18 protein-coding genes and 1 pseudogene are annotated in these 20,257 nt (G+C 73.0%); 12 read left to right on the top strand and 7 right to left on the bottom strand.

Annotation, left to right across the window (positions count from 1 at the left end; all coding sequences use genetic code 11):
- Positions 1-71: 71 nt before the first annotated feature.
- The 3 genes from ACWDNY_RS17270 to ACWDNY_RS17260 form a co-directional block, all read right to left on the bottom strand.
- A complete protein-coding gene (locus ACWDNY_RS17270; RefSeq protein WP_451646585.1) occupies positions 72-1,406 on the bottom strand; it encodes an MFS transporter in 1,335 nt (444 codons plus the stop codon).
- A 273-nt stretch (positions 1,407-1,679) separates the two neighbouring features.
- The gene (locus ACWDNY_RS17265; protein ID WP_451646584.1) at positions 1,680-2,906 is read right to left on the bottom strand and encodes an acetyl-CoA C-acetyltransferase; all 1,227 of its coding nucleotides are present in this window, start codon (positions 2,904-2,906) and stop codon (positions 1,680-1,682) included.
- A gap of 208 nt (positions 2,907-3,114) precedes the next feature.
- The gene (locus ACWDNY_RS17260) at positions 3,115-4,035 is read right to left on the bottom strand and encodes a LysR family transcriptional regulator (RefSeq protein WP_451646583.1); all 921 of its coding nucleotides are present in this window, start codon (positions 4,033-4,035) and stop codon (positions 3,115-3,117) included.
- Positions 4,036-4,241: 206 nt separating this feature from the next.
- Between ACWDNY_RS17260 and ACWDNY_RS17255 the strand changes: the two genes are divergently transcribed.
- From ACWDNY_RS17255 to ACWDNY_RS17225, 7 genes are all read left to right on the top strand, one after another.
- Positions 4,242-5,159: a CoA transferase subunit A gene (locus ACWDNY_RS17255; protein ID WP_451646602.1), complete on the top strand. Its 918-nt coding sequence runs from the start codon at positions 4,242-4,244 to the stop codon at positions 5,157-5,159.
- 119 nt (positions 5,160-5,278) lie between these two features.
- Positions 5,279-6,061 carry a CoA-transferase subunit beta gene (locus ACWDNY_RS17250; protein WP_451646582.1) on the top strand — a complete coding sequence of 261 codons (783 nt, stop codon included), beginning with the start codon at positions 5,279-5,281 and terminating at the stop codon, positions 6,059-6,061.
- 17 nt (positions 6,062-6,078) lie between these two features.
- Positions 6,079-7,620, top strand: coding sequence for a 3-hydroxyacyl-CoA dehydrogenase (locus tag ACWDNY_RS17245; RefSeq protein ID WP_451646581.1), 1,542 nt, complete (start codon positions 6,079-6,081; stop codon positions 7,618-7,620).
- Positions 7,621-7,702: 82 nt separating this feature from the next.
- On the top strand, positions 7,703-8,074 hold the full coding sequence (locus ACWDNY_RS17240) for a hypothetical protein (RefSeq protein ID WP_451646580.1): 372 nt from the start codon (positions 7,703-7,705) through the stop codon (positions 8,072-8,074).
- 200 nt (positions 8,075-8,274) lie between these two features.
- On the top strand, positions 8,275-8,700 hold the full coding sequence (locus ACWDNY_RS17235; protein WP_451646579.1) for a DUF2795 domain-containing protein: 426 nt from the start codon (positions 8,275-8,277) through the stop codon (positions 8,698-8,700).
- 477 nt (positions 8,701-9,177) lie between these two features.
- Positions 9,178-9,543, top strand: a complete 366-nt coding sequence (locus tag ACWDNY_RS17230; protein WP_451646578.1) for a hypothetical protein — start codon at positions 9,178-9,180, stop codon at positions 9,541-9,543.
- A 949-nt stretch (positions 9,544-10,492) separates the two neighbouring features.
- Positions 10,493-11,455 carry a YihY/virulence factor BrkB family protein gene (locus ACWDNY_RS17225; protein ID WP_451646577.1) on the top strand — a complete coding sequence of 321 codons (963 nt, stop codon included), beginning with the start codon at positions 10,493-10,495 and terminating at the stop codon, positions 11,453-11,455.
- Positions 11,456-11,680: 225 nt separating this feature from the next.
- Here the strand turns inward: ACWDNY_RS17225 and ACWDNY_RS17220 are convergent, their stop codons facing one another.
- Both ACWDNY_RS17220 and ACWDNY_RS17215 read right to left on the bottom strand, forming a co-directional pair.
- Positions 11,681-12,232: a DUF488 domain-containing protein gene (locus ACWDNY_RS17220; protein WP_451646576.1), complete on the bottom strand. Its 552-nt coding sequence runs from the start codon at positions 12,230-12,232 to the stop codon at positions 11,681-11,683.
- Positions 12,233-12,450: 218 nt separating this feature from the next.
- Positions 12,451-14,433 carry an amino acid transporter gene (locus ACWDNY_RS17215; RefSeq protein WP_451646575.1) on the bottom strand — a complete coding sequence of 661 codons (1,983 nt, stop codon included), beginning with the start codon at positions 14,431-14,433 and terminating at the stop codon, positions 12,451-12,453.
- Between the two features lie 367 nt (positions 14,434-14,800).
- On the opposite strand from ACWDNY_RS17215, the gene ppk2 reads away from it, so the two are divergent.
- Positions 14,801-15,748 carry a polyphosphate kinase 2 gene (ppk2, locus tag ACWDNY_RS17210; RefSeq protein ID WP_451646601.1) on the top strand — a complete coding sequence of 316 codons (948 nt, stop codon included), beginning with the start codon at positions 14,801-14,803 and terminating at the stop codon, positions 15,746-15,748.
- A gap of 6 nt (positions 15,749-15,754) precedes the next feature.
- Positions 15,755-15,968, top strand: a pseudogene (locus tag ACWDNY_RS17205) (prolyl aminopeptidase); the annotation flags it as partial.
- A gap of 62 nt (positions 15,969-16,030) precedes the next feature.
- On the opposite strand, the gene ACWDNY_RS17200 reads toward ACWDNY_RS17205, so the two are convergent.
- Entirely contained in the window at positions 16,031-16,264 is a 234-nt protein-coding gene (locus tag ACWDNY_RS17200; protein ID WP_451646574.1) for a hypothetical protein, read from the bottom strand.
- A 292-nt stretch (positions 16,265-16,556) separates the two neighbouring features.
- Here ACWDNY_RS17200 and ACWDNY_RS17195 point away from each other — a divergent pair, with 292 nt between their 5' ends.
- Positions 16,557-17,867 carry a PP2C family protein-serine/threonine phosphatase gene (locus ACWDNY_RS17195; protein ID WP_451646573.1) on the top strand — a complete coding sequence of 437 codons (1,311 nt, stop codon included), beginning with the start codon at positions 16,557-16,559 and terminating at the stop codon, positions 17,865-17,867.
- A complete protein-coding gene (locus ACWDNY_RS17190) occupies positions 17,864-18,229 on the top strand; it encodes an STAS domain-containing protein (protein WP_451646572.1) in 366 nt (121 codons plus the stop codon). Before ACWDNY_RS17195 ends, ACWDNY_RS17190 begins: the two co-directional genes overlap by 4 nt.
- 87 nt (positions 18,230-18,316) lie before the next feature.
- Here the strand turns inward: ACWDNY_RS17190 and ACWDNY_RS17185 are convergent, their stop codons facing one another.
- Complete coding sequence (locus ACWDNY_RS17185; RefSeq protein WP_451646571.1) at positions 18,317-19,297, bottom strand: MurR/RpiR family transcriptional regulator; 981 nt, start codon at positions 19,295-19,297, stop codon at positions 18,317-18,319.
- Positions 19,298-19,511: 214 nt separating this feature from the next.
- On the opposite strand from ACWDNY_RS17185, the gene ACWDNY_RS17180 reads away from it, so the two are divergent.
- Positions 19,512-20,255: a BadF/BadG/BcrA/BcrD ATPase family protein gene (locus tag ACWDNY_RS17180; RefSeq protein WP_451646570.1), complete on the top strand. Its 744-nt coding sequence runs from the start codon at positions 19,512-19,514 to the stop codon at positions 20,253-20,255.
- The last annotated feature ends 2 nt before the right edge of the window (positions 20,256-20,257 follow it).

The raw sequence follows: 20,257 nt of genomic DNA, 5'->3' as shown, positions 1-20,257 counted from the left end.
GCGTGTCCCCTCGTGCGGGGCCGCCCCCTCCAGGCGGAGGGGGCGGCGTCGGCGGGTGCGGTGGCCGCGGGTCAGGCCGGGACGGCGGCCGTGGTGGAAGCCGGCTGGTCCACGCCCCGCTCGTCGTGGTTGGGGCGCTTGAGGAGCAGCAGCATGCAGCCGAGGGTCAGGGCGACCTGGAAGATGGCGTACGCGATGACGACGGCGATCGATCCGGTCCGGTTCAGCAGGAACTGGCCGATGATCGGGGTGGTGCCGCCGAGCAGCGTGCCGCAGAGCTGGTAGCACAGGGAGATGCCCGTGTAGCGCAGGCGGGCGGGGAAACGGCTGGCGAGCATGCCGGCCAGCGCGGCGTAGTACAGGCAGTGGGGGATGGTGGCGACGGCCACCCCGAGCATGGCCAGCGCGTAGTTCTGGGTGCCGATCAGGATGAACATCAGCGGCAGCAGCACCAGTTCGGGGACCAGCATCAGCGTCACCGCGCGGGACCAGCTGCGCATCCTCGTGGCGATGACCGCTCCGAAGGGCTGCACGATGACCTGGGTGATGTTCGCGACCAGAATGATCGTGAGGAAGGAGCTGCGGTCGAAGTCGAGACTGGAGGTCGCCCAGGACAGTGCGAAAGTCGACTTGAAATAGGTGGCCGACAGGCCGATGGTGCACGCGCCGACGCCGAGGGCGATGAGGAGCGGCTGGGTGCGCACCACCTCGGCCACCGGAAGCTTGGCGACCTCCTTGTTCTTGATGAGGTCCGCCATCGCGGGCGACTCGGCCACCTTCATCCGCACGAACAGACCGACGATGACCAGGAGCGCGGAGGCCAGGAAGGGGACCCGCCAGCCCCAGGAGACGAAGGCCTCGTCGGGCAGTTGACTGGTGGCCAGGAAGGCGATGGTGCTCAGGGTGTTGCCCACCGGCGAACCCTGCTGGGCGAACGCCCCGTACAGCACCGACTTGCCCTTGGGGGCGTGCTCGGAGGCGATCAGCACCGAGCCGCCCCACTCGCCGCCCAGGCCGATGCCCTGCACCATGCGGATGCCCACGAGCAGCAGCGGGGCCGCGATGCCGATCGAGGAGTAGCCGGGCAGCAGACCGATCAGCGTGGTGGAGACGCCCATCATCAGCAGCGTGATGACCAGCGTCTTCTTCCTGCCCAACCGGTCGCCGTAGTGGCCGAAGAGGATGCCGCCGAGGGGACGGGCGAGGAACCCCACCCAGAAGGTCGCGAAGGCGACCAGGGTGCCCAGCGCGCCACCGAGTTCGGGGAAGAACACCCTGCCGAAGACGAGGGCGGACGCGGTGCCGTAGATGTAGAAGTCGAACCATTCGATGGTGGAGCCGATGAAGGCTCCGATTCCGGCCCGTTGGGCGGTCTTGTTCCGCTCCCTTGCGGCAGACGCGCTCATGGTGGCTCCCATGGTGTCGGTGATCGTGGCGTGGGTGGGGGCTCGGGCGTCGATCAAGGAACGCCCGTGCCCCCGGGGGACGGCTACGGTGACCCCGGGCCGGATGCGAAACGGCTCCGGGACCACCTGGCACTCGGTGCGGCGAAACGGTGTGCTGCGGGAGTGCGGTGGAAAGCAGAGAGAACGCCGCAGGACGCAGAGAAGCGCGAGGAGAAGCGGATTTCGCGTCGCCCGGCGCGACGGGGTCCGGGTTCGGCCCGCGTCGCGGCGGCGTCAGGCGGGGATGCGCTCGAAGACGGCGGCCAGGCCCTGGCCTCCGCCGATGCACATCGTCTCCAGCCCGTAGCGGGCCTGTCGGCGGTGCATCTCCCGGGTCAGGGTCGCCAGGATGCGCGTCCCGGTGGCACCCACCGGGTGCCCCAGCGAGATCCCCGAGCCGTTGACGTTGATCCGCTCGTGGTCGTCCTCGGCCAGCCCGAGCGCCCGCGTGCAGGCGAGCACCTGCGCGGCGAACGCCTCGTTGAGCTCGATAAGGTCCATGTCGGCCAGGGACAGTCCCGCCCGTTCCAGTGCCGCCCGGGTGGCGGGCACCGGTCCGATGCCCATGGTCCCGGCCGGCACCCCGGCCCGGGCGCAGGAGACCAGCCGCACCAGCGGCTTCAGGCCCAGGCGCTCGGCCGTGGCGCGGCTGGTCACCAGGCAGGCGGCGGCCGCGTCGTTCTGCCCGCTGGCGTTGCCGGCGGTGACCGTGGCCTCGGGGTCGTCGCGGAGCATGACGGGCCGCAGCGCGGCGAGTTGCTGCGCCGTCGTCCCGGGACGCGGATGCTCGTCCTCGTCGACGACCGTCTCGCCCTTGCGGGTGCGTACGGTGACCGGGACGATCTCCTCCTTGAACAGCCCGTCGGCCATGGCCCGGCCGGCGCGCTGCTGGGACCGCAGGGCCAGGGCGTCCTGGTGCTCGCGGCTGACGGCGAACTCGCGGCGCAGGTTCTCCGCGGTCTCGATCATTCCGCCGGGGACCGGATGGTTCACGCCCCCGGCGGTGGCCCTGCCGCGCGCCAGGGAGTCGTGCAGTTCCAGGCTCGGCGTCCTGATGCCCCAGCGGCCGTCGTGGGTGTAGAACGGGGCCGCGCTCATGACGTCGACCCCGCCGGCGACGACGACGTCGCTGAAGCCGCTCCGGATCTGCATGGCCGCGTCGAGGACGGCCTGCAGGCCCGAGCCGCAGCGCCGGTCGACCTGCACGCCGGACACCGTGTCCGGCAGGCCGGCGTCGAGGGCGGCGACCCGTCCGATCGCGGGTGCTTCGGCGGTGGGGTAGGCGTGCCCCAGGATCACCTCGTCGATCCGCTCGGGGCTGACGCCGGTGCGGGCGACGACCTCGGAGATGACCAGTGCGGCCAGGGCGGCCGGCCGCTGGGACGACAGGGCGCCACCGAACCGGCCGATCGGCGTGCGCAGCGGTTCGCAGATGACGACGTCGGCGGGCTGAGAGGACATGCGCCGTCCTTTCCGGGCGGGGATCCGAGCGAGAAGATGTCCCGCTGACCTTCGCACCACCGACTAAGAAGGTCCAATATCCAATTCGTACTTCATTGAGACGCGGCAAGTATCAGCCGGGCCACGGGGGGCCGCCGCGGCACCCCGGTTCGCCCTGCCGGCTCCGCCGGGCCGCACGCGCCGGCCGCCGTGCCGAAGTGCGCCGGGACTACGGCGCCTGCGGGGGAGCCGGTGACAGGCGTGGCGTCGGAAGCGCCTCCTCGGCCACGGCCAGCACCGAGTGCAGCGCGGCGGACGGGTTGTCCCTGCGCCAGGCCAGCGCGGCCCGGAGCCGGACGGGCGGCCCGTCCAGCGGGCGGTAGACGAGGCCCGTCTGCTGGATGTGCTGGCAGGAGGTCAGGGTGAGGGTCACGCCCACTCCGGCGGCCACCAGCGCGAGGATGGTGTGGGAGTCCGGCGCCGCCTGCACCACCCGCGGGATGAACCCCGCCCGCTCGCAGGCCGCCACGGTGACGTCCCGCAGCGAGGAACCGGTGTTGGCCGGGAAGCTGACGAACGGCTCCTCGGCCAGGGCCGCCACCGGAATGCGCTCACGCTGAGCCAGCTGATGGTCCGACGGCAGCGCGCAGACGAGCTCCTCCTCCGCGATCACGTGCGTCGCCACGCCCGGCTGGGTCACCGGCAGGCGTACGAAACCCAGGTCCAGGGAGCCCTCCGCGACCTGGGCGAGCGCCACGTTGGCGTACGTCTGGCCCGCCAGCACCAGCTCGATGCCCGGGTGCGCGGCGCGCACCGCCCGGGTCAGCAGCGGCAGGGTCTCGTGGCTCGAGGCGCCGGCGAAGCCGACCGTGACCCGCCCGAACTCGCCGCGTCCGGCCGCCCTGGCCGCCCGCGTGGCGGTGTCCAGGTCCGCCAGCACGGTGCGGGCCGGTTCCAGGAAGGACTGGCCGGCGCTGGTGAGCCGCACCGAGCGGGTGTTGCGCTCGAACAGCTGGACCCCCAGTTCCTTCTCCAGCTGGCGGATCTGCTGACTCAGCGGCGGCTGGGCCATCTGCAGCCGCTTGGCGGCGCGGCCGAAGTGCAGTTCCTCGGCCACCGCCAGGAAGGCGGTCACATGGCGCAGCTCCATGAGGTCCCCGCTCCAGTCTCCCGTGATTCATCTCTCCAGCATCTTGGTGCGACCTTAATTCGGTATTGGACAGCAATCAATCCCGCTGGGACGGTGTGGTCACCCGTCCACCCATGCCGAGGAGCACGACGATGCGACCGGACGATCCGGCAGCCCCGATCGAGGCGCCCGCTTCCGCCGCCCCCCGCCCGCCGCAGGACAAGACCATGTCGATGCGGGAGGCGATCGCCGCCTACGTGCACGACGGCGACACCGTCTCGCTCGAGGGCTTCACCCACCTGATCCCGACCGCTGCCGGGCACGAGATCATCCGGCAGGGCCGCAGGAACCTCACCGTCGTCCGGATGACCGCCGACATCGTGGTGGACCAGATGCTGGCCGGCGGCTGCGTGTCGAAGCTCGTCTCCTCCTTCGTGGGCAACTCCTCCGCCGGTTCCCTGGGCGAACTCCGCCGCCGGATCGAGCACAAGGTGCCCGAACCGCTCGAGTTCGAGGAGTACAGCCACTACGGCATGGTGTGCCGCTACCTCGCCGGCGCCCAGCGCCTGCCCTTCTACCCCCTGCGCTCCTACGCCGGCAGCGGCCTGCCGTCCGTCAACGACGGCATCCGGAAGGTCACGTCGCCGTACCCCGGGCCCGACGGCGCGGAGGAGCACGTCCACGTCGTACCCCCGGTCAACCCGGACGTGACGATCGTCCACGCCCAGCGCGCCGACCGGGCCGGCAACACCCAGATCTGGGGCCTCACCGGCATCCAGGCCGAAGCCGTCTTCGCCGCCCGGAAGGCCGTCGTCGTCGTGGAGGAGGTCGTCGAGGACGACGTAGTCCGCTCCGACCCGAACCGCACGGTCGTTCCCGCGCACGCCGTGGACGCCGTCGTCGTGTGCCCCCGCGGCGCCCACCCCTCCTTCGCCCAGGGCTACTACGACCGGGACAACGCCTTCTACCGGGCCTGGTCGCACATCAGCAAGGACCCCGCCCGGCTGCAGGAGTGGATGACCGAGTGGGTGTACGGCACCCGCGACCACGAGGAGTACGTCGCCAAGCTCGGCGAGACGTTCTGGGCGGAACTGGCCGTCGGCGACGCCTGGAGCCTGCCCGTCAACTACGGGCGGCGGCTGTGACCGGAACGGGAAACGCACCGGAGGGGCCGAGCGCACCGAACGAGCCGTCCGGCCCGCGCGGAAGCGGCCCGGTACCCGACCGCACCGAACGGAACGAACGGAACGAACGAGAGAGGGACATGAACGCCGCCTCAGCGACCTCGGAAGCCGCGACGTCCTCGGAGCTGCTGTCCGTGGTCGCCTCACGCGAACTGGCCGGCAAGCGGACCGTCTTCGCCGGCATCGGACTGCCGACGCTCGCGACCTCGCTGGCCCAGCTGACCGTCGCGCCCGGGATCGAGATCGTCTACGAGTCCGGGGTGTGCGGAGCCCATCCGTCGCACCTGCCCGAGACCATCGCCGACGCCGTGCTCATCACCGGCGCCGAGGCGGTGCTGACCATGCCCGCCCTCTTCGGCTACGTCCTGCAGGGCGGGCACATCGACGTCGGCTTCCTCGGGGCCGCGCAGATCGACAGGTGGGGCAACCTCAACTCCTCCGTCATCGGCGACTGGCACGCCCCCGACGTGCGGCTGCCCGGGCCCGGAGGCGCCATGGAGGTCATGGCCAACGCGCGGGAGGTCTTCGTGGTGATGCGCCGTCACACCCCCCGGTCCTTCACCGCCGAACTGGACTTCTGCACCTCGCCCGGCCCGGACCGCGCGCTCGCGGAGGGGATCCGCCCGCTCGGTGCGGGCGTCACCAGGGTCATCACCGATCTGGGCATCCTGGCCCGCTCGGGCGCCGGCGAGGAACTGCGCCTGGTCGCCACCCACCCCGACGTCACGGTCGACCAGGTCCGCCGGGCCACGGGCTGGGACCTCCAGGTCGCCGACACCCTCACCACCATCGATCCGCCGACCGCGTCCGAACTGCGCCTGCTGCGCGAGGACGTCGATCCCGACCGCGTCTACCTGCGCTGAGAGGAACGAGGAGTCACATGCGCATCAGGATCGTGGGCACCGGCGTCATGGGCCGGGGCATCGCCCAGTGGGCGGCGACAGCCGGTCACACCGTCGAGCTCTGCGACGCCCGGAAGGACGCGGTGGCCGAGGCCGTCGACTTCGTCCGGCGCATGCTCGAACGGGCCGCGCAGAAGGGGCGGACGACCTCCGCGGCCGCCGCGTCCGCCGTGGCGCGGCTGATCCCGCTGGAGTCGCCCACCGCGCCGGGGGAGGGGGTGGAGCTGGTCGTCGAGGCGGTGCGCGAGGACCTGGCCACCAAGACGGAGCTGTTCCGGCAGCTGGAGGAGGCCCTGCCCGCCGGCACGGTGTTCGCGACGAACACCTCCTCGCTGCCGGTCACGCAGATCGCCGCGGGCCTGTCCGACCCGTCACGGCTGGCGGGACTCCACTTCTTCAACCCCGTGCCGCTGATGAAGGTCGTCGAGGTCGTCCCCGGGGCGCTGACCCGGCCGGACATCCCGCCGGCCCTCGTCGAACTGGTCCAGGGCACCGGGCACACCGCCGTCGTCGTGGCCGACACCCCCGGGTTCCTCGTCAACCACGCCGGCCGCGGGCTGGTCACCGAGGCCCTCGCCCTGCTGGAGGAATCCGTGGCCGACGCGGCCGGGATCGACCGCGTCGCCCGCGACGTGCTCGGCCTGCGCATGGGCCCCTTCGAGCTGATGGACCTCACCGGCCTGGACGTCACCGCCGCCGTCATCGACTCCATCTGGCAGGGCTTCCGCCACTCCGACCGGCTCCGGCCGTCCTTCCTCACGCCCAACCGCGTGGTCGCCGGCTTGCACGGCCGCAAGACGGCACGCGGCTTCTACGACTACGGCCCCGACGCCCCGGCTCCCGCCGCCACGGCCGAGCAGCCGGTCACCGGCGACCCCCGCCGTCCGGTCCTGGTGCACGGCCGGGGACCGCACGCCGACGCGCTGCGCCAGGCCCTGGCCCGCTCGGGGGCGGCCCTGGAGACGGGGTCCCAGCCCTCGGCCGGCACGGTGGTGCTGGTTCCCAACTGGGGCACGACCGTGGCGTCCGCGGTCGCCGGGGACGGCCTGCCGCCCGAGCGGACCCTGGGCGTGGACCCCCTCTCCCTCACCACCGGCCGCCGCGTACTGGCGGTCACACCGGCAGCGGACCCGGCCGCCGTTCGCGACGCGCGTGCCGTGCTCGCCCGTGCCGAGGGCACGGACACACCCCTTCGCGTCTCGGTCGTGCGTGACACGGCGGGTTCCGTCGCCCAGCGCCTGCTCGCCTCGATCGTGGCCGTGGCGGCGTCGATCGCCGAGCGCTCCATCGCCGCCCCGGACGCCATCGACACCGCGGTCACGGCCGGTCTCGGCTACCCGTTCGGACCCTTGGCGTGGGGTGACCGGATCGGCGGGCGGCAGCTCGTCGCCCTCCAGCAGGAGCTGTACCGCGGCACCGGCGACCCCCGGTACCGGCCGACCCGCTGGGTCACCGAGCGCGCACAGCTCGGCCTCCCGCTGACCGAGGCCGGCACCACACCCGCCGACTGCCTCGGCTGAGGACCGGTTTCGGTGACGCCCCGGCCCGGGACATGGAGCGGTGTCCCGGGGCGGCGACCACTCAGTGCGACCGTACGGTCAGGTGGACGGTCACCTCGTCCGGGCCGCCGGGCGGGTGGGCACGGACCGGCGGGCGGACGCGGTGGAAGGCGTGCCGGCCCTGGTGGAGGCGGCCCGTGGACACCGCATCGACACCCTGCTGATCCGGCCCGACGGGCCGGAGGTGTCACGTGAGACGTGGGTGGCGGCGGAGCCCGACCAGCCGGCGGGGCGCCGCACCGGCGCGCAGATCCTGGGCGAGAGCGATCCCGTCGCGGTCCGCGCCGACGACGCGCTGCTGCGATCGGCCGTCGCGACCGACGCCGACGTAGTGCCCGTGCCGGCCGAGGAGGACGGCCCCGAGCTGCCCGCGGGCGGCCTCGGCGCACTGCTGCGCTGGACGTACGAGTCCTAGGAGCCTTTCCGGCGCCGGGATCACCCTCACCGGGTGCCGCGCCGCCGGTGCACGAGGCGAGGAGGCCCGCGGCGGCCCGGCGCGGGGCCCCGGCTCCGGCATTCCCGCCGCCCCTGGTGTCGTGCGGGTGATTCGGGTAACCCGCCCACTCCGGGCGGTGGGAGTCGTGATCCGCCAAGGGAGAAAGGAGCCGGACCTCCATGGAACGTGGCAGCAATCCGGTGAGTCGTCGCAAGGACGACGAGATGAAGCACGAGCTGCAGGGATACCTCAGGTCAGGGCAGCACACACACGCCGAGGACGCCGTCGATCCGGAACCCGAGGCCGACGACGACATCCGCCCGGCCACGCCCGGCCCCGTGCCGCCGCCCGGTCCGGAACGCGAGCAGGCCGAGCGGGAGGCGGCAGCGCACGAACTGCACCTGGAGATGGCCCGCCATCTGGACCGCACCGTCTTCCCCGCCGACCGGGACACCATCGTGCGCGCCTTGCGCGACCGGCATGCGCCGGACGCGCTGGTGGCGGCGGCGGAGGCGCTCCCGGAGAAGGGCATGTACCACAACGCGCACGAGATCGTCGTTGCGCTGCTGGGTCCGGTCGGCCTCGTGAACCGGCCCGCCTCGTGAACCGGCCCGGACGGGGTGTGCCGTCGGGACCCTTCGCGGATCGATCGCGGTGACGGCGGCCCTCGCCCGCCGGGCCGCGCGACGGGAGGGGGCTCGCGGTCTCCGGCCGGCCCCCGCCGGCCGCGATCCCCGCGGGACGTGTGAGGCGGCGGTCGTCGGGCACCCGTCGGACGCACGGGCCACACCGCCGCACGGACGCGGGCCGACCGCCCCGGGGGCGTCCGGAAGACCCGGTGAGTGAGGCCCACACCAAGAGCCGCACCCCTGCCCTGACAGCCGTGGGGCCGCGCGGCCCCCCGATGCCGGATCGAGCGCCGTCCGGTCTGCGCCACCCGTACCAGGAACTCCACCAGCGACCCAGTGCGCCGACGACGGAGCGCGGCGGTGTCCGGACGGCTCCCGGAGAGGGACTTCGCTTCCCGCCCCGGAGGGCGCCCGCACCCCGCGGCGCGTCGCCGGCGCGGAAAGGACCTCCTCATGTCCGAGGGGAAGACGGGGGCACACATGCCAGGGCACGAGACACTCCCGCTGCCGGACTACGACCATCTTCCGCTGGGCAGCCTCCGGCACCGCATCCGCACGCTCGACGAGGCGGGTCTGCGCGAGGTGCTCGCCTACGAGGAGGCGCACGGCAACCGGCTTCCCGTCGTGGAGGTGCTGCGTGCCAGGCTCCAGGGGCTCCGCGAGGGTGCCCGGCCTTCGGAAGGCTCGCCTCTCGCGCCGGCTCCCGAGCGGGCGCCCGGGGCCGACACCGGATCCCAGGTGTCACCCGCCACGGCGGGTCCGCCGATGAACCCGTCGTCCCACGGCGTGCCCGAGAACCCGTCCCAGCAACCGCGATGATGATGAGGAGGACGATCCCCGGGACACCGGGCCCGACGAACGCCAGTCCGGCGGGCCGGCACGCGCGCGCGGGATCCCGGCGGTGAGCATCGTCCGGCGCCGCCCGCCCGAAGCGGGCAGCGAGCCGGTGCGCCAGGCGTGAGCCCACGAGCCCACCGACGCGGGGTGCCGCGAAGACCAGGCCGTACTGCCAGGGGAGAAGACCGGGCCGTACCGCCGGGGTGCGAGCCCCGGAGTGCCCAACAGGAGTACGGCCGGCAGCGGCTCGGTCGCCATGATCAGGCCGTTGACCGCGATCGCGTCGAAGAACAGCGGGCGCAGCGTGGGACGGGCGAGGACGTGGCGCCGTCCCGCCGGCAGGTCGCCCGGGCGCAGTCGCGGTCCCCCGGCGCGCGGGGTGCGGTTCCGTCCCGCCGATGGCGCGGATGCCCAGCACCGACAGCACATGGCTGACCGCGTCGGCGACCACGGTCGTCACCGGTCCGAACATCCCGATGGCGGCACCGCCGAGCGTCCGTCCGACCATGGTCGCCGTCCACGTCGTGGACTCGAACCAGCCGGTCGCGACGAACAGGTCCGCCCGGGGCACGAGCGCCTTCAGATACGCGCCGGCGGCGGCGTTGTATGCCCCGGCGGGTACCCCCGCGTCCTCTGCCCCGGCTCTCCCCGATCGCCCGGCCACGACCATGCCCACACCACACGCGCCTGCCCGGCCCGGCCCGCCGGGCGCGCGTCCGCCGCCCCACCGGCAGCCGCCTCGTCGCGGCGTCCGCCGCGCTCGTCCCGGCCGGCAGGCGGTCCCGGGCCCCCGGACACGAAGGGGAGCCGTCGCGGACCTCCACACGCGGCTGAATCCGGTGAGGCAGGGGAGATGGTTAGCCGGGGCCCGCGACCGGCGGGGACCGCGGCGGCAGGCCCGCCGCCTCACCTGAAACGGGAGACGCAGACCATGGGGACGGTCGTACAGGTCCCGCAGACGCGGGACATGATCGGGGACGAGCTCTCCGGCGACGAAGCCTTCGCCGCGCTACGGCGCTACGGCGGTGTCCGGCTGCTGGCCGACGCGTTCTCCAGGTTCCGCTACGCGGACGGCTTCACCAACGCGCGCGCCCTCGGTTTCCAGATCGTCCTGGGTCTGGTGCCGTTCACCATCGCGCTGGTCGGCGTCGCCACGGCCGCGCACACCGAGAGCGTCGGGCGCATCGTCGAGCTGGCCCTGGGCAGGATCGTGCCGGGCGCCAGCTCGGACGTCGTCGAGGACGCGCTGCAGGGCACTCGGCGCACCGCCCACTCCGACGTCTGGAGCACCGTCGCGCTGTGGCTGGGCCTGGCCTTCTCCGTCGTGAACCTCGCCCAGGCCATGGCGCAGGTCGAACGCGGTGCCAACCGCATCTACGGCATCGAGCGCGATCGGCCCTTCGTGCGCAAGTACGGCCGCGCCCTGCTGCTCGCGTTCGCCGCGGGCGTGCCCATGGTCCTGGGCTTCCTCGTGCTGGTGGCGGGCCGGGCCCTCGGCGACTCGACCGCCGAGGCGTTCGGATGGTCCGGCTTCCCGGGGTGGTGGGACGCCCTGCAGATACCCCTGGGCACCGTCCTCGCCTGGGTGGCCTCCGCCGTCGTCCTCCGCTGGTCGCCGCGCCGTGACCAACCCGGGTACACCTGGCTGGCGTTCGGGTCCGCCGTGCACCTGGTGCTGTGGGTCGCCGCCACCTGGCTGCTGACGCTGTACGTCGCCAGGAGCGGCTCCTTCGGCGCCGTGTACGGGCCTCTCACCGCCTTCGTGGCCCTGCTGCTGTGGGCCAACCTGACGGGTGTCGCGCTCTTCCTGGGCATCGCGTTCGCCGCCCAGCTGGAAGCGGCGCGGGCCGGCCTGCGCTCCGCCGTGCGCCCGGACCCGGGGTCCGGGCCCTGACACCGGTGCCACCGACCGGAACCGCGGAGCGGGGCGGCAGAACGTGCGGTGGCGCGGACCTGCCACGGTGAGCAGCGCGCGTGGGGCCGAGTCGCCACGAGTGGCCGGCGGCAGGCTCGAACCGCTCCTGGACGCCGATCCCGCCGTGCGGCGGATGCCTTGGACGAACCGGCCGCCATGCTCGGCCGAGCAGCGTCCCGCACCGGGCCAGAGGCCGGCGCCCTGTCAGGAGTCGGCGCCAGCGTCCCCGTGCGCGGCGGTGAGGTCGTCGTAGACGAGGAGGCCGTCCCCGCGCAGCCGCACGCCGGGCGTCGGCAGGTGAGGGCGGCACCGTCCGTCATGCATCAGGTGCTGGACCGGTACCCCTCGGGCGAGGACGGCGAAGTCGGCGATGAGACGGCGGTGACAGCGCCACCAGACCGCTTCGCTGCACATCACCGCCGTACGGGCCACGGCTGCCTCGGGCAGCAGCCGTTCCATGGCGGCGACGAAGCCGGGCGTCCTGGTGTGTGCGGCGTAACCGCGGAAGGACGCGTTGCGCCAGACGACGTCGGGGCTGTCCGGAGGCCGTTTGCGGAACCCGCCCAGGTCGGGCTCCCACCGGTAGGCGAGCCCTGCTGCGGGCATCCACGCCTCGAGCCGCTGTCTGGCCAGATCGGGATCGCGGCGGCTGCCCGGTGCGGTGCGCACGTCGACGACGCTGGTGACGCCGGCGCCGTGGAGCAGCTCGACGATCCGGTGCCGGCCGGCGGTGCCGTGCCCGAAGGTGACCAGCATCGGTTCCGTTGGCTCACCACGCGTTGGCCCCCGCGCAGGAGGGTCGACCGAAGCATCCACGTCCGCCTCCCGAAGACCACCGTCCCCATCAGTGTGACCGAGCGCACTGCTTGACCAGGCGGGTCGAGCACCCCGCTCGATGTCTCCCGGAAGCCGCCGGACGCAGCCGTCGTGGTGGACGACCGGGCCCCGGACGGGGAGCCCGGCCGCCCGGCGCCTCAGCCGCCCACGTGGACGCCGGGGCGCCGGTCCGGGTCGGGCTCGTTGCTCCGGATGATCTCCCGCGTGACCGGAGCGGTGTCGCCGCGCCCGAGGAGGAAGTAGCGGAACATGTGCCGCAGAGGGCTGCCCTCGGCCCACGCGAAATAGCAGTGCGGCCGCACGCCGGTGGCATCCCGCAGAGCGAGCAGGATCGCGGCGATGGCATTGGGGGCGGCCGGGGCCTCGGCACGCAGGATCCGGTAGCCGTCGACCTCGACGCCGCGAACGCAGAGGGTCTCGCTGAAGTCGGAGGGGTCGACCACGTCGATCTCCAGGAACAGCACGTCGGCCGGGCCGGGCACCGGGTTGCTGCCGCGCTGCTCCCGCTCCTTCGCCGCGTACTCGGCGCCGTCGCCGGCTTGCCGCCGGTTGGCGATGATGTTGATGGCGTTGTCGTGGGCGAGGGTGTCGGTGATGAACCGGCGGGCTTCCGGGTCGAGGACGATGCGGTCGGCGCGCAGTTCGGTGGTGCGCGAGACCCTGGAGATCAGCGACACGGCGATGATGCCGGCGATGAACGTGCCGGAGATGGCGATGCCGTCGGGCTTGTCGACGATGTTGGCCACCAGCGCGTAGAACAGCACCGCGGTGAGCAGCGCGAAGCCCGTACCGGCCAGGCGCCGGCGGCTGCGGACGACCGAGACGGTGACGGCGAACGCGCCGGAGACCATCATGGCCAGGATGCCGGTGGCATAGGCGCCGGCCTGGGCGTCGACGTCGGCGTCGAAGGCGATCGTGATGGCGATGCACAGGACGGTATAGACGACGACGACCGGGCGCACCGCGCGTGCCCACTCGGGGGCCATGCCGTAGTCCGGTAGGTACCGGGGGACGATGTTGATCAGCCCGGCCATCGCGGACGCGCCGGCGAACCACAGGATCAGGATGGTGCTGATGTCGTAGGCGGTGCCGAACGCCTCCCCGACGTGTTCGTGCGCCAGCCAGGCGAGGGCCCTGCCGTTGGCCGCACCGCCGGGCTCGAACTCCTTGTGCGGGATGAGGACGGTGGTCACGAAGCTCGCGGACAGCAGGTAGACGCTCATGACGAGCGCGGCCGTGGTCAGCAGCCTGCGGGTGTTGCGAATACGCTTCTGCAACCGCTGTTCTGCGTCGCGCCCGTCGGCGGACACGAGCGGCATCATGCTCACGCCCGTCTCGAAACCGGACAGACCCAGCACCAGCAGCGGGAACGCCAGCAGCGCGGGCTCCGCCAGATGGGCGAGGCCGCCACCGCCCCGGCCCAGCGCCTCGGTCCACGCCGACAACGCACCCGGCGTGCTGAAGACCTGCACCACACCGACGGCGATGACGACCGCGTTCAGCAGCAGGAAGACACCCACCAGGGGGATGGCCACCTTGACCGCCTCGCTGAACCCGAGCAGGAACACCCCTCCGAGCAGCAGCAACAGCAAGACCGTGAGGCCGACCTCGTGACCGTGCAGGGCATGCGGGAAGAACGGGTTCTCGACCACGTGCACGGAGGCGTCCGCCGTCGACAGCGTGATCGTGATGATCCACGAGGTGGCCACGAACCCGAGCAGGACCAGCACGAACAGCTTGCCCCACCAGAACGGCAGCAGATCCTCCAGCATCGCCACCGACCCGGCACCGTTCGGGCTCTCCCGGGCCACGCGGCGGTACATCGGCAGCATGCCCGCCAGGGTCAGCGCCACGATCACCAGCGTCGCCAACGGCGACACCGCCCCGGCCGCCAGGGCCGCGATCGCCGGAACATAGGCCAGGCTGGAGAAATAGTCGACGCCCGTCAGGCACATCACCTTCCACCAGGCGTGTGACTCGGTGTGTGCCTCGCCGACCGCCGGCCCCACCGGCTGCACCCGGTGCCGCAGGAACCACCGCCCCACGCTGCCGGTCGGCTGGACGCGCCCCGCCGGGCTGTCCACCTCTTCCGGCACGGTTATCCCGTTCGCTCGCTGCACGACCTCATCAGCCCTTCCGCTATCCGCCGCCCGAGTACGTCCGTCCCCGCCACCACGGTGACGGGGGTACAGACGATCACCGAGTATGCGATCTGCCGGGAATCCCGCCCTCGCCGGGACCGGCAGTCAGGGGCCCCGCCCCGCGTGCCGCTGCGGCAAGTCGGACGCCACCCTGGCAGCGCCTGCTCCGCGATCGGTGAACTACACCTCGGCACGGGGCCTGGATCCGGCCCACCGGGGCAGGTGCGGGATGACCGGCGTGTGCCGGCCGATCGAGTGATCCGGGAGGCGGGGAGCACAGGTGTCCAGGAACGACGACACGGCGGACGCGGCCGAGCGCACGGGGGACGCCGCGCCCGAGGACACGCTGCTGCGGGGACTGGAGGTGGACGACAGGCGCCCGGAGCGGCCGATACTCCTGGACGCCGACGGCCGTCCGATCGAGACCTGGCGGGAGAACCATCCCTACGACCGCAGGATCGGCCGGGGCGAGTACGAGCGGACCAAGCGCATCCTGCAGATCGAACTGCTGAAGTTGCAGCGGTGGGTGAAGGACACCGGTCAGCGGATCGTCGTGGTCTGCGAGGGGCGGGACGCGGCCGGCAAGGGCGGCACCATCAAACGGTTCACCGAGCGGATGAACCCCCGCGGAGCCCGGGTGGTGGCACTGGAGAAGCCGACCGAGCGGGAGGCGGGCCAGTGGTACTTCCAGCGTTACGTCTCCCACCTGCCGGCCCGCGGCGAGATCGTCTTCTTCGACCGCTCCTGGTACAACCGGGCGGGCGTCGAGCGCGTCATGGGTTTCTGCACGGAGACCGAGTACCAGCGGTTCCTCGGACAGGCCCCGCTGTTCGAACGAATGCTCGTCGACGACGGCATCCTGCTGGTGAAGTTCTGGTTCTCCGTCTCCCGGGCCGAGCAGCGGACCCGGTTCGCGATCCGCCAGGTCGACCCGGTGCGCCGCTGGAAGCTCTCGCCCACCGACCTCGCCTCCCTCGACCGGTGGGACGACTACACCACGGCCAAGGTCGACATGTTCCGTGCGACCGACACCGCCCGCGCGCCGTGGACGGTGGTGAAGAACAACGACAAGCGGCGCGGCCGGCTGGAGGCGATGCGCGCCTTCCTCGACCGCTGCGACTATCCGGCGAAGGACGCCGAGGCGGTAGGCAAGCCCGACCCCCTGATCGTGGGCGCGGCGAACACTCTGCTCGAGCCCGGCGAGGAACCCACGGACCTCTCACCGACCCCGCTGGCCGGCCCCGGCAACGGCCCCGGCAACCACCCCGAGAACACCGCGCCCCCTTCGACCTGACCACCGCGCCGGCAGCACCGCCTGGCCGGAATCCCGGGTGTCCTGATCCACGGTCGGCTCGACCTGGCCAGCCCCCTGAAGACCGCCTGGGAGTTGTCCAGAGCATGGCCGGACGCGGAGCTCAAGGTGGTGGACGACTCGGGGCACACCGGCAGCCCCACCATGCTGGGACGCGATCCTCGACGCGATCGCACGGTTCGGGAGGAACAGCCGGCGCTGAGTGCCGGGGCGGGCAGCCGCCGGTGGCCGGCACATCGGTGCGTCGCCGCCGAGGGCCTGGGCTCAGCCGTGGTCGACGAGCTGGGCCTTGCCCTGCTTGCGGGCGCAGTGCGCACAGCAGAAGAACGCCCCGTCCGCCTGGAGGCCGTGTCCGAGGATGCGGCACTGGCAGTTGTCGCAGATGGGCGCCATCCTCTGGGCGGCGCACTCGATGCTGTCGAAGGTGTGGACCGCTCCCGCGGCGTGCACCTCGAACGACATCTCGTAGTCGTTGCCGCAGACTTCGCACTCGGCCATGAAGGCTCCACTCCTCGTCGCTGCACGGGCAGGACCGGCTCCCGCACCGGCGTCTGCCGGTGCCCTTGGACCGTAGCCGCAAGAGCCGCCGGCCCTCGGGTGGCACGGTGGCCTGCGTCCGAGCGACACACAGGAATCACTCTGGCGGGCGGCGGTGTCCGGGCCCCGGGCAGCGCGCGGATCACGGCCGGTCGTGACGGCACTGGCCGCCCACGCGCCGGCAGGGTGGACACTGGTGGTGCGGGCACTCTGTGAAGGGGCAGCGTGTTCGCCGGCAACGACGGGGACGCCGATGATGAGCGATCAGTGCCGGGACACGGACGGGCGGCGGATGCTGGCGGGCCTGCTGACCGCCAGCCACCTGATGCCCCTGGAACTCCTTCCGTCCAGGGCGGCCGCGCACGCGGCAGCGGTGGGATTCAGCCAGGTCCTGATCTACCTGGGAGACCTCCAGCGTGATGTGCTGCGGCTGCTGACCGGTGCGGGGCTGGACGCCGGACAGGGTGCAGTCGGCGAGGAGGACGAGCTGAAGATCGACGGCACCGTGGCGGGGCGCGCCTTCCAGTACGGGCAGATCCTGCCCGGCGCCCCGGCGGGCCAGGGCGCGGCTCACTGGTGGGTCCCTCTGCTGGACGGTGCCGAACGCCTGGGCGTGCTGCGCGTCACCACCGCCGACGACGACGCGCGGGCCCGGGAGGACATGCTCCTGCTGGCCGCCGTGGTCGCGTTGATCGTCGACAGCAAGCGGCGCAGCAGTGACTCCCACGCGCGGCTGACGCGGACCCAGCCGTTGAACATCGCGGCCGAGATGCAGTGGCACCTGATGCCGCCGCGCACCTACGCCGACGGACGGATGGTGATCGCCGCGGCGATGGAGCCCGCCTACAGCATCAGCGGTGACGCCTACGACTACGCCACCGCCGGCCACGTGGCGCATCTGTCGATCTTCGACGCGATGGGCCATGACACCGACGCCGGCCTGACCGCCCACCTGGCGGTGGGTACGTGCCGCAATTCCCGCCGCCAGGGTGCCGGCCTGGTCGAGATCACCGAGAGGATCGAACGGACGCTGATCGAGCAGTTCGGCAAGCGGCGCTACGCCACCGGCATCCTCGCCTGCCTCGACACCCGTACCGGTGTGCTGACCTGGGTCAACCGGGGCCACCACACGCCGGTCGTCATTCGCGGCGGCCGCTGGAGCACCCACCTGAGCTGCCGGCCCGCGCATCCGATGGGCACCGGTCTGGGTCTGCCGGTCACGCTGTGCCGTGATCAGCTGGAGCCCGGAGACCGGCTCGTGCTGTACACCGACGGCATCACCGAAGCGCGCGGGACCGGTGACGAGGAGTTCGGCCTGGACCGCTTCACCGATTTCCTCATCCGCCACCACGCGGACGGCCTGCCCGTCCCCGAGACGCTGCGTCGCCTGATCCACGCCGTGCTCGAATACCACGACGGCCAGTTGCAGGACGACGCCACCGTGCTGTTCTGCGAATGGCTCAGCCCCGCCGCGCACCTCACCGAGCAGGCAGCCGCCCTGACAGGTCTGCCGTCCCACCTCACCAGCGGATCGAGCCGTGTAGACGGGGACGGTTCCCCATGAGCGCCGGCCTGTGCGTGACCGTCCGCGAAGCCGGCGTCCGCAACACCGTGGTGACGCCGGCCGGAGCCCTGGACTTCCGCACCGCCGACCGTCTGCACGAGCAGGCCACCGCCGCGATGACCGCCTGCCGGCACCTGGTGCTGGACATGTCCGAGGTCACCTTCTGCGACTCCTCCGGCCTCAGCACCCTGCTGCGCCTGCTCCGGCACGCACAGGGCAACGACGTCACCCTGGCGCTGGCCGCCGTCCCCGCCCAGATGGCCAGACTGCTGGCCATCACCGGCGCGCACGCCGTCTTCTCCCTCCACGCCAACATCCCCGAGGCCCTCGCCGCCGGGAACGAGACGGCCCACGACGGCTGACCGCCGCTCTTCGGGGCCCGCGGTCACGGAACTCCACCCTGAACGGCTGCCGCACCACGCCTGCGGAGGTGGTGCTCGGGGCGCTGCTCAGGCATGGGGGGAGCCGGGGGCGGGCGGCCGGTCGCGGGGGGCAGAGCGACGCTGCGGCTGCGGGCGCCGGCGGCGCTGGACGGCTCCGTAGGTCTTCTCCAGCGCGGCGGTCGTGGCGTCGTACGAACGCTGGGCGACACCGACGAACAGGCAGTCGACCAGCGCCAGCTGGGCGATGCGGCTGACCGTCGCACCGGAACGGAAGGGCGTCTCCCGCGCGCAGGTCGTCAGCACCAGGTCAGCGCTCTGTGCGAGGGTGGAGCGCGGCACGTTGGTCAGGGCGATGGTCGTCGCGCCGCGTTCGGCCGCGGCCTGGAGGGGCTCGACGGTGTCCTCCGTCTCCCCGGAGTGGGACACGGCCAGGGCCACGTCGCCGGGCCCGAGGAGGGCGGTGGCCGTCAGAGCGGCGTGCCGGTCGGTCCAGACGAACGCGATGCGGCCGATGTGGTGCAGTTTCTGATGCAGGTCCTGGCCGACGAAGGCGCTCGCACCGACGCCGAAGATGTCGATCCGCCGGGCCCCCGCGACGGCGTCGACCGCGCGCCCCAGCACCTCCACGTCCAGCCCGGCGCCGGAGTCCTCCAGGGCGCGGATCTCGTTGTAGATGATCTTGCTGACGATCTCGCCGAGGGTGTCCGTGGCGCTGATGTCGGTGCCGGGCGACGGGCGTTCACCGCCGAGGGCGTCCTCGCGGGCCGCGGCGGCGGCCAGCGCGAGGCGCAGCTGGGGGTAGTTGGCGATGCCTATGGCCCGGCAGAAGCGCATCACCGTGGCCACCGAGGTGTCGGCGCGCCGGCCGAGCGCGCTGATGGACAGCTCAGCCGCCTGGGCCGGGTCGGCCAGCACGGCATCGGCGACCCGGCGCTCCGAGGGCGCCAGGGACGGCAGGGCCGCGCGGATGCGCGCCAGGGTCCCGGCGGGCGAGGCGTCCTCCGCCGGCTGGGCCGGTGAGCGGGGTGGTTCTTCCTGGCGGGACATGGGCCGTTCCCTCCTCCGGGGGCTGCGCGACACGGTAACCAGACCCCTGCGGTGCGTCAAAAACTTACCTGCTGAATTGCGTGAGGTTACTTATTGACATACGGATGGTGGCCTTCCGATACTCGCTGGACCGCGATCCGCGCCGGTCCCGGGCTCCCCGGCCGTTCCGTGACCTCCGACGCGACGGATCCTGAGGGACGCGAAGGCATGCCGTATGACAGCAGCAGTGGCGGTCGACCTGGGCAGGACGGGCTGCCGTGCCGTCCTGTGCGGCGACCGCGCCGGCCCCGCACCCGAGGTGCACGAGGTGCCCGGAGCCCCCGGGCCCCCCGCCGGCGACGGAGTGGCGGCGGCCCGTGCCGCCGTCCGCGCGGCCGTCCTCCCGCTCCTCGCCCGCGAGCCCTCGTTCCGGCCGGCCGCGCTCTGCGTGGGCGCCGCCGGACTGCGCGCCGTGCTGCGCGCCCACGACGGACGCGGACCGGGCAGCGCGCTGCCGGCCGCCGCCGTCGACCGTTTCGGCGACCCCGGCCGGCTGCCCTCGGCCCTCACCCGGGACGGCAACCCGGCGCGCACCGCCGCGTCCTTCGCCCCGGACGTGGCGCGCGCGGCCGCCGCGGGTGGCGCCGCCGCCTCAGAGATCGTCCGGGACGCCGCCACCGCGCTCGGCGAGGCGGTCCTGGCCGCCGCCCGCCGCATCGGCGGCGACACCCACCGGGTCACCGTCACCGGCGGGCTCGCCGCACTGGGCGAACCGCTCCTCGGCCCGCTGCGGGCGGCGCTCGCCGGCGCCCCGCGCCCCCTGCGCCTGCGGCCCCCGCTCGGGGACCTGCTGGACGGCGCGCGCCTGCTGGCGCCGGACGCCCCGGCACCGCACGAACCCCAGGTCGCCCGCGTACGGCGGACGACGCCCCTGCCCACTGTCCCCACCCCGCCGGCGGCCCCGCCGGCCGCTGACTAGGA

The sequence above is a fragment of the Streptomyces sp. NPDC003697 genome (genome assembly GCF_053587115.1).
Note: the sequence above shows the minus strand (reverse complement) of the source record. Positions and strands in the feature narration are given on the sequence as shown.

Bases quoted from the DNA above. Each gene is read 5' to 3' on its own strand.
- ACWDNY_RS17225 (WP_451646577.1), top strand. From the start codon at position 10,493: ATGGGGACGGTCGTACAGGTCCCGCAGACGCGGGACATGATCGGGGAC.
- ACWDNY_RS17190 (WP_451646572.1), top strand. From the start codon at position 17,864: ATGAGCGCCGGCCTGTGCGTGACCGTCCGCGAAGCCGGCGTCCGCAAC.
- ACWDNY_RS17200 (WP_451646574.1), bottom strand. From the start codon at position 16,264: ATGGCCGAGTGCGAAGTCTGCGGCAACGACTACGAGATGTCGTTCGAG.
- ACWDNY_RS17245 (WP_451646581.1), top strand. From the start codon at position 6,079: ATGCGCATCAGGATCGTGGGCACCGGCGTCATGGGCCGGGGCATCGCC.
- ACWDNY_RS17185 (WP_451646571.1), bottom strand. From the start codon at position 19,297: ATGTCCCGCCAGGAAGAACCACCCCGCTCACCGGCCCAGCCGGCGGAG.
- ACWDNY_RS17230 (WP_451646578.1), top strand. From the start codon at position 9,178: ATGTCCGAGGGGAAGACGGGGGCACACATGCCAGGGCACGAGACACTC.
- ACWDNY_RS17235 (WP_451646579.1), top strand. From the start codon at position 8,275: ATGGAACGTGGCAGCAATCCGGTGAGTCGTCGCAAGGACGACGAGATG.
- ACWDNY_RS17255 (WP_451646602.1), top strand. From the start codon at position 4,242: ATGTCGATGCGGGAGGCGATCGCCGCCTACGTGCACGACGGCGACACC.
- ACWDNY_RS17250 (WP_451646582.1), top strand. From the start codon at position 5,279: ATGAACGCCGCCTCAGCGACCTCGGAAGCCGCGACGTCCTCGGAGCTG.
- ACWDNY_RS17270 (WP_451646585.1), bottom strand. From the start codon at position 1,406: ATGAGCGCGTCTGCCGCAAGGGAGCGGAACAAGACCGCCCAACGGGCC.
- ACWDNY_RS17195 (WP_451646573.1), top strand. From the start codon at position 16,557: ATGATGAGCGATCAGTGCCGGGACACGGACGGGCGGCGGATGCTGGCG.
- ACWDNY_RS17260 (WP_451646583.1), bottom strand. From the start codon at position 4,035: ATGGAGCTGCGCCATGTGACCGCCTTCCTGGCGGTGGCCGAGGAACTG.
- ACWDNY_RS17220 (WP_451646576.1), bottom strand. From the start codon at position 12,232: ATGCTGGTCACCTTCGGGCACGGCACCGCCGGCCGGCACCGGATCGTC.
- ACWDNY_RS17180 (WP_451646570.1), top strand. From the start codon at position 19,512: ATGACAGCAGCAGTGGCGGTCGACCTGGGCAGGACGGGCTGCCGTGCC.
- ACWDNY_RS17265 (WP_451646584.1), bottom strand. From the start codon at position 2,906: ATGTCCTCTCAGCCCGCCGACGTCGTCATCTGCGAACCGCTGCGCACG.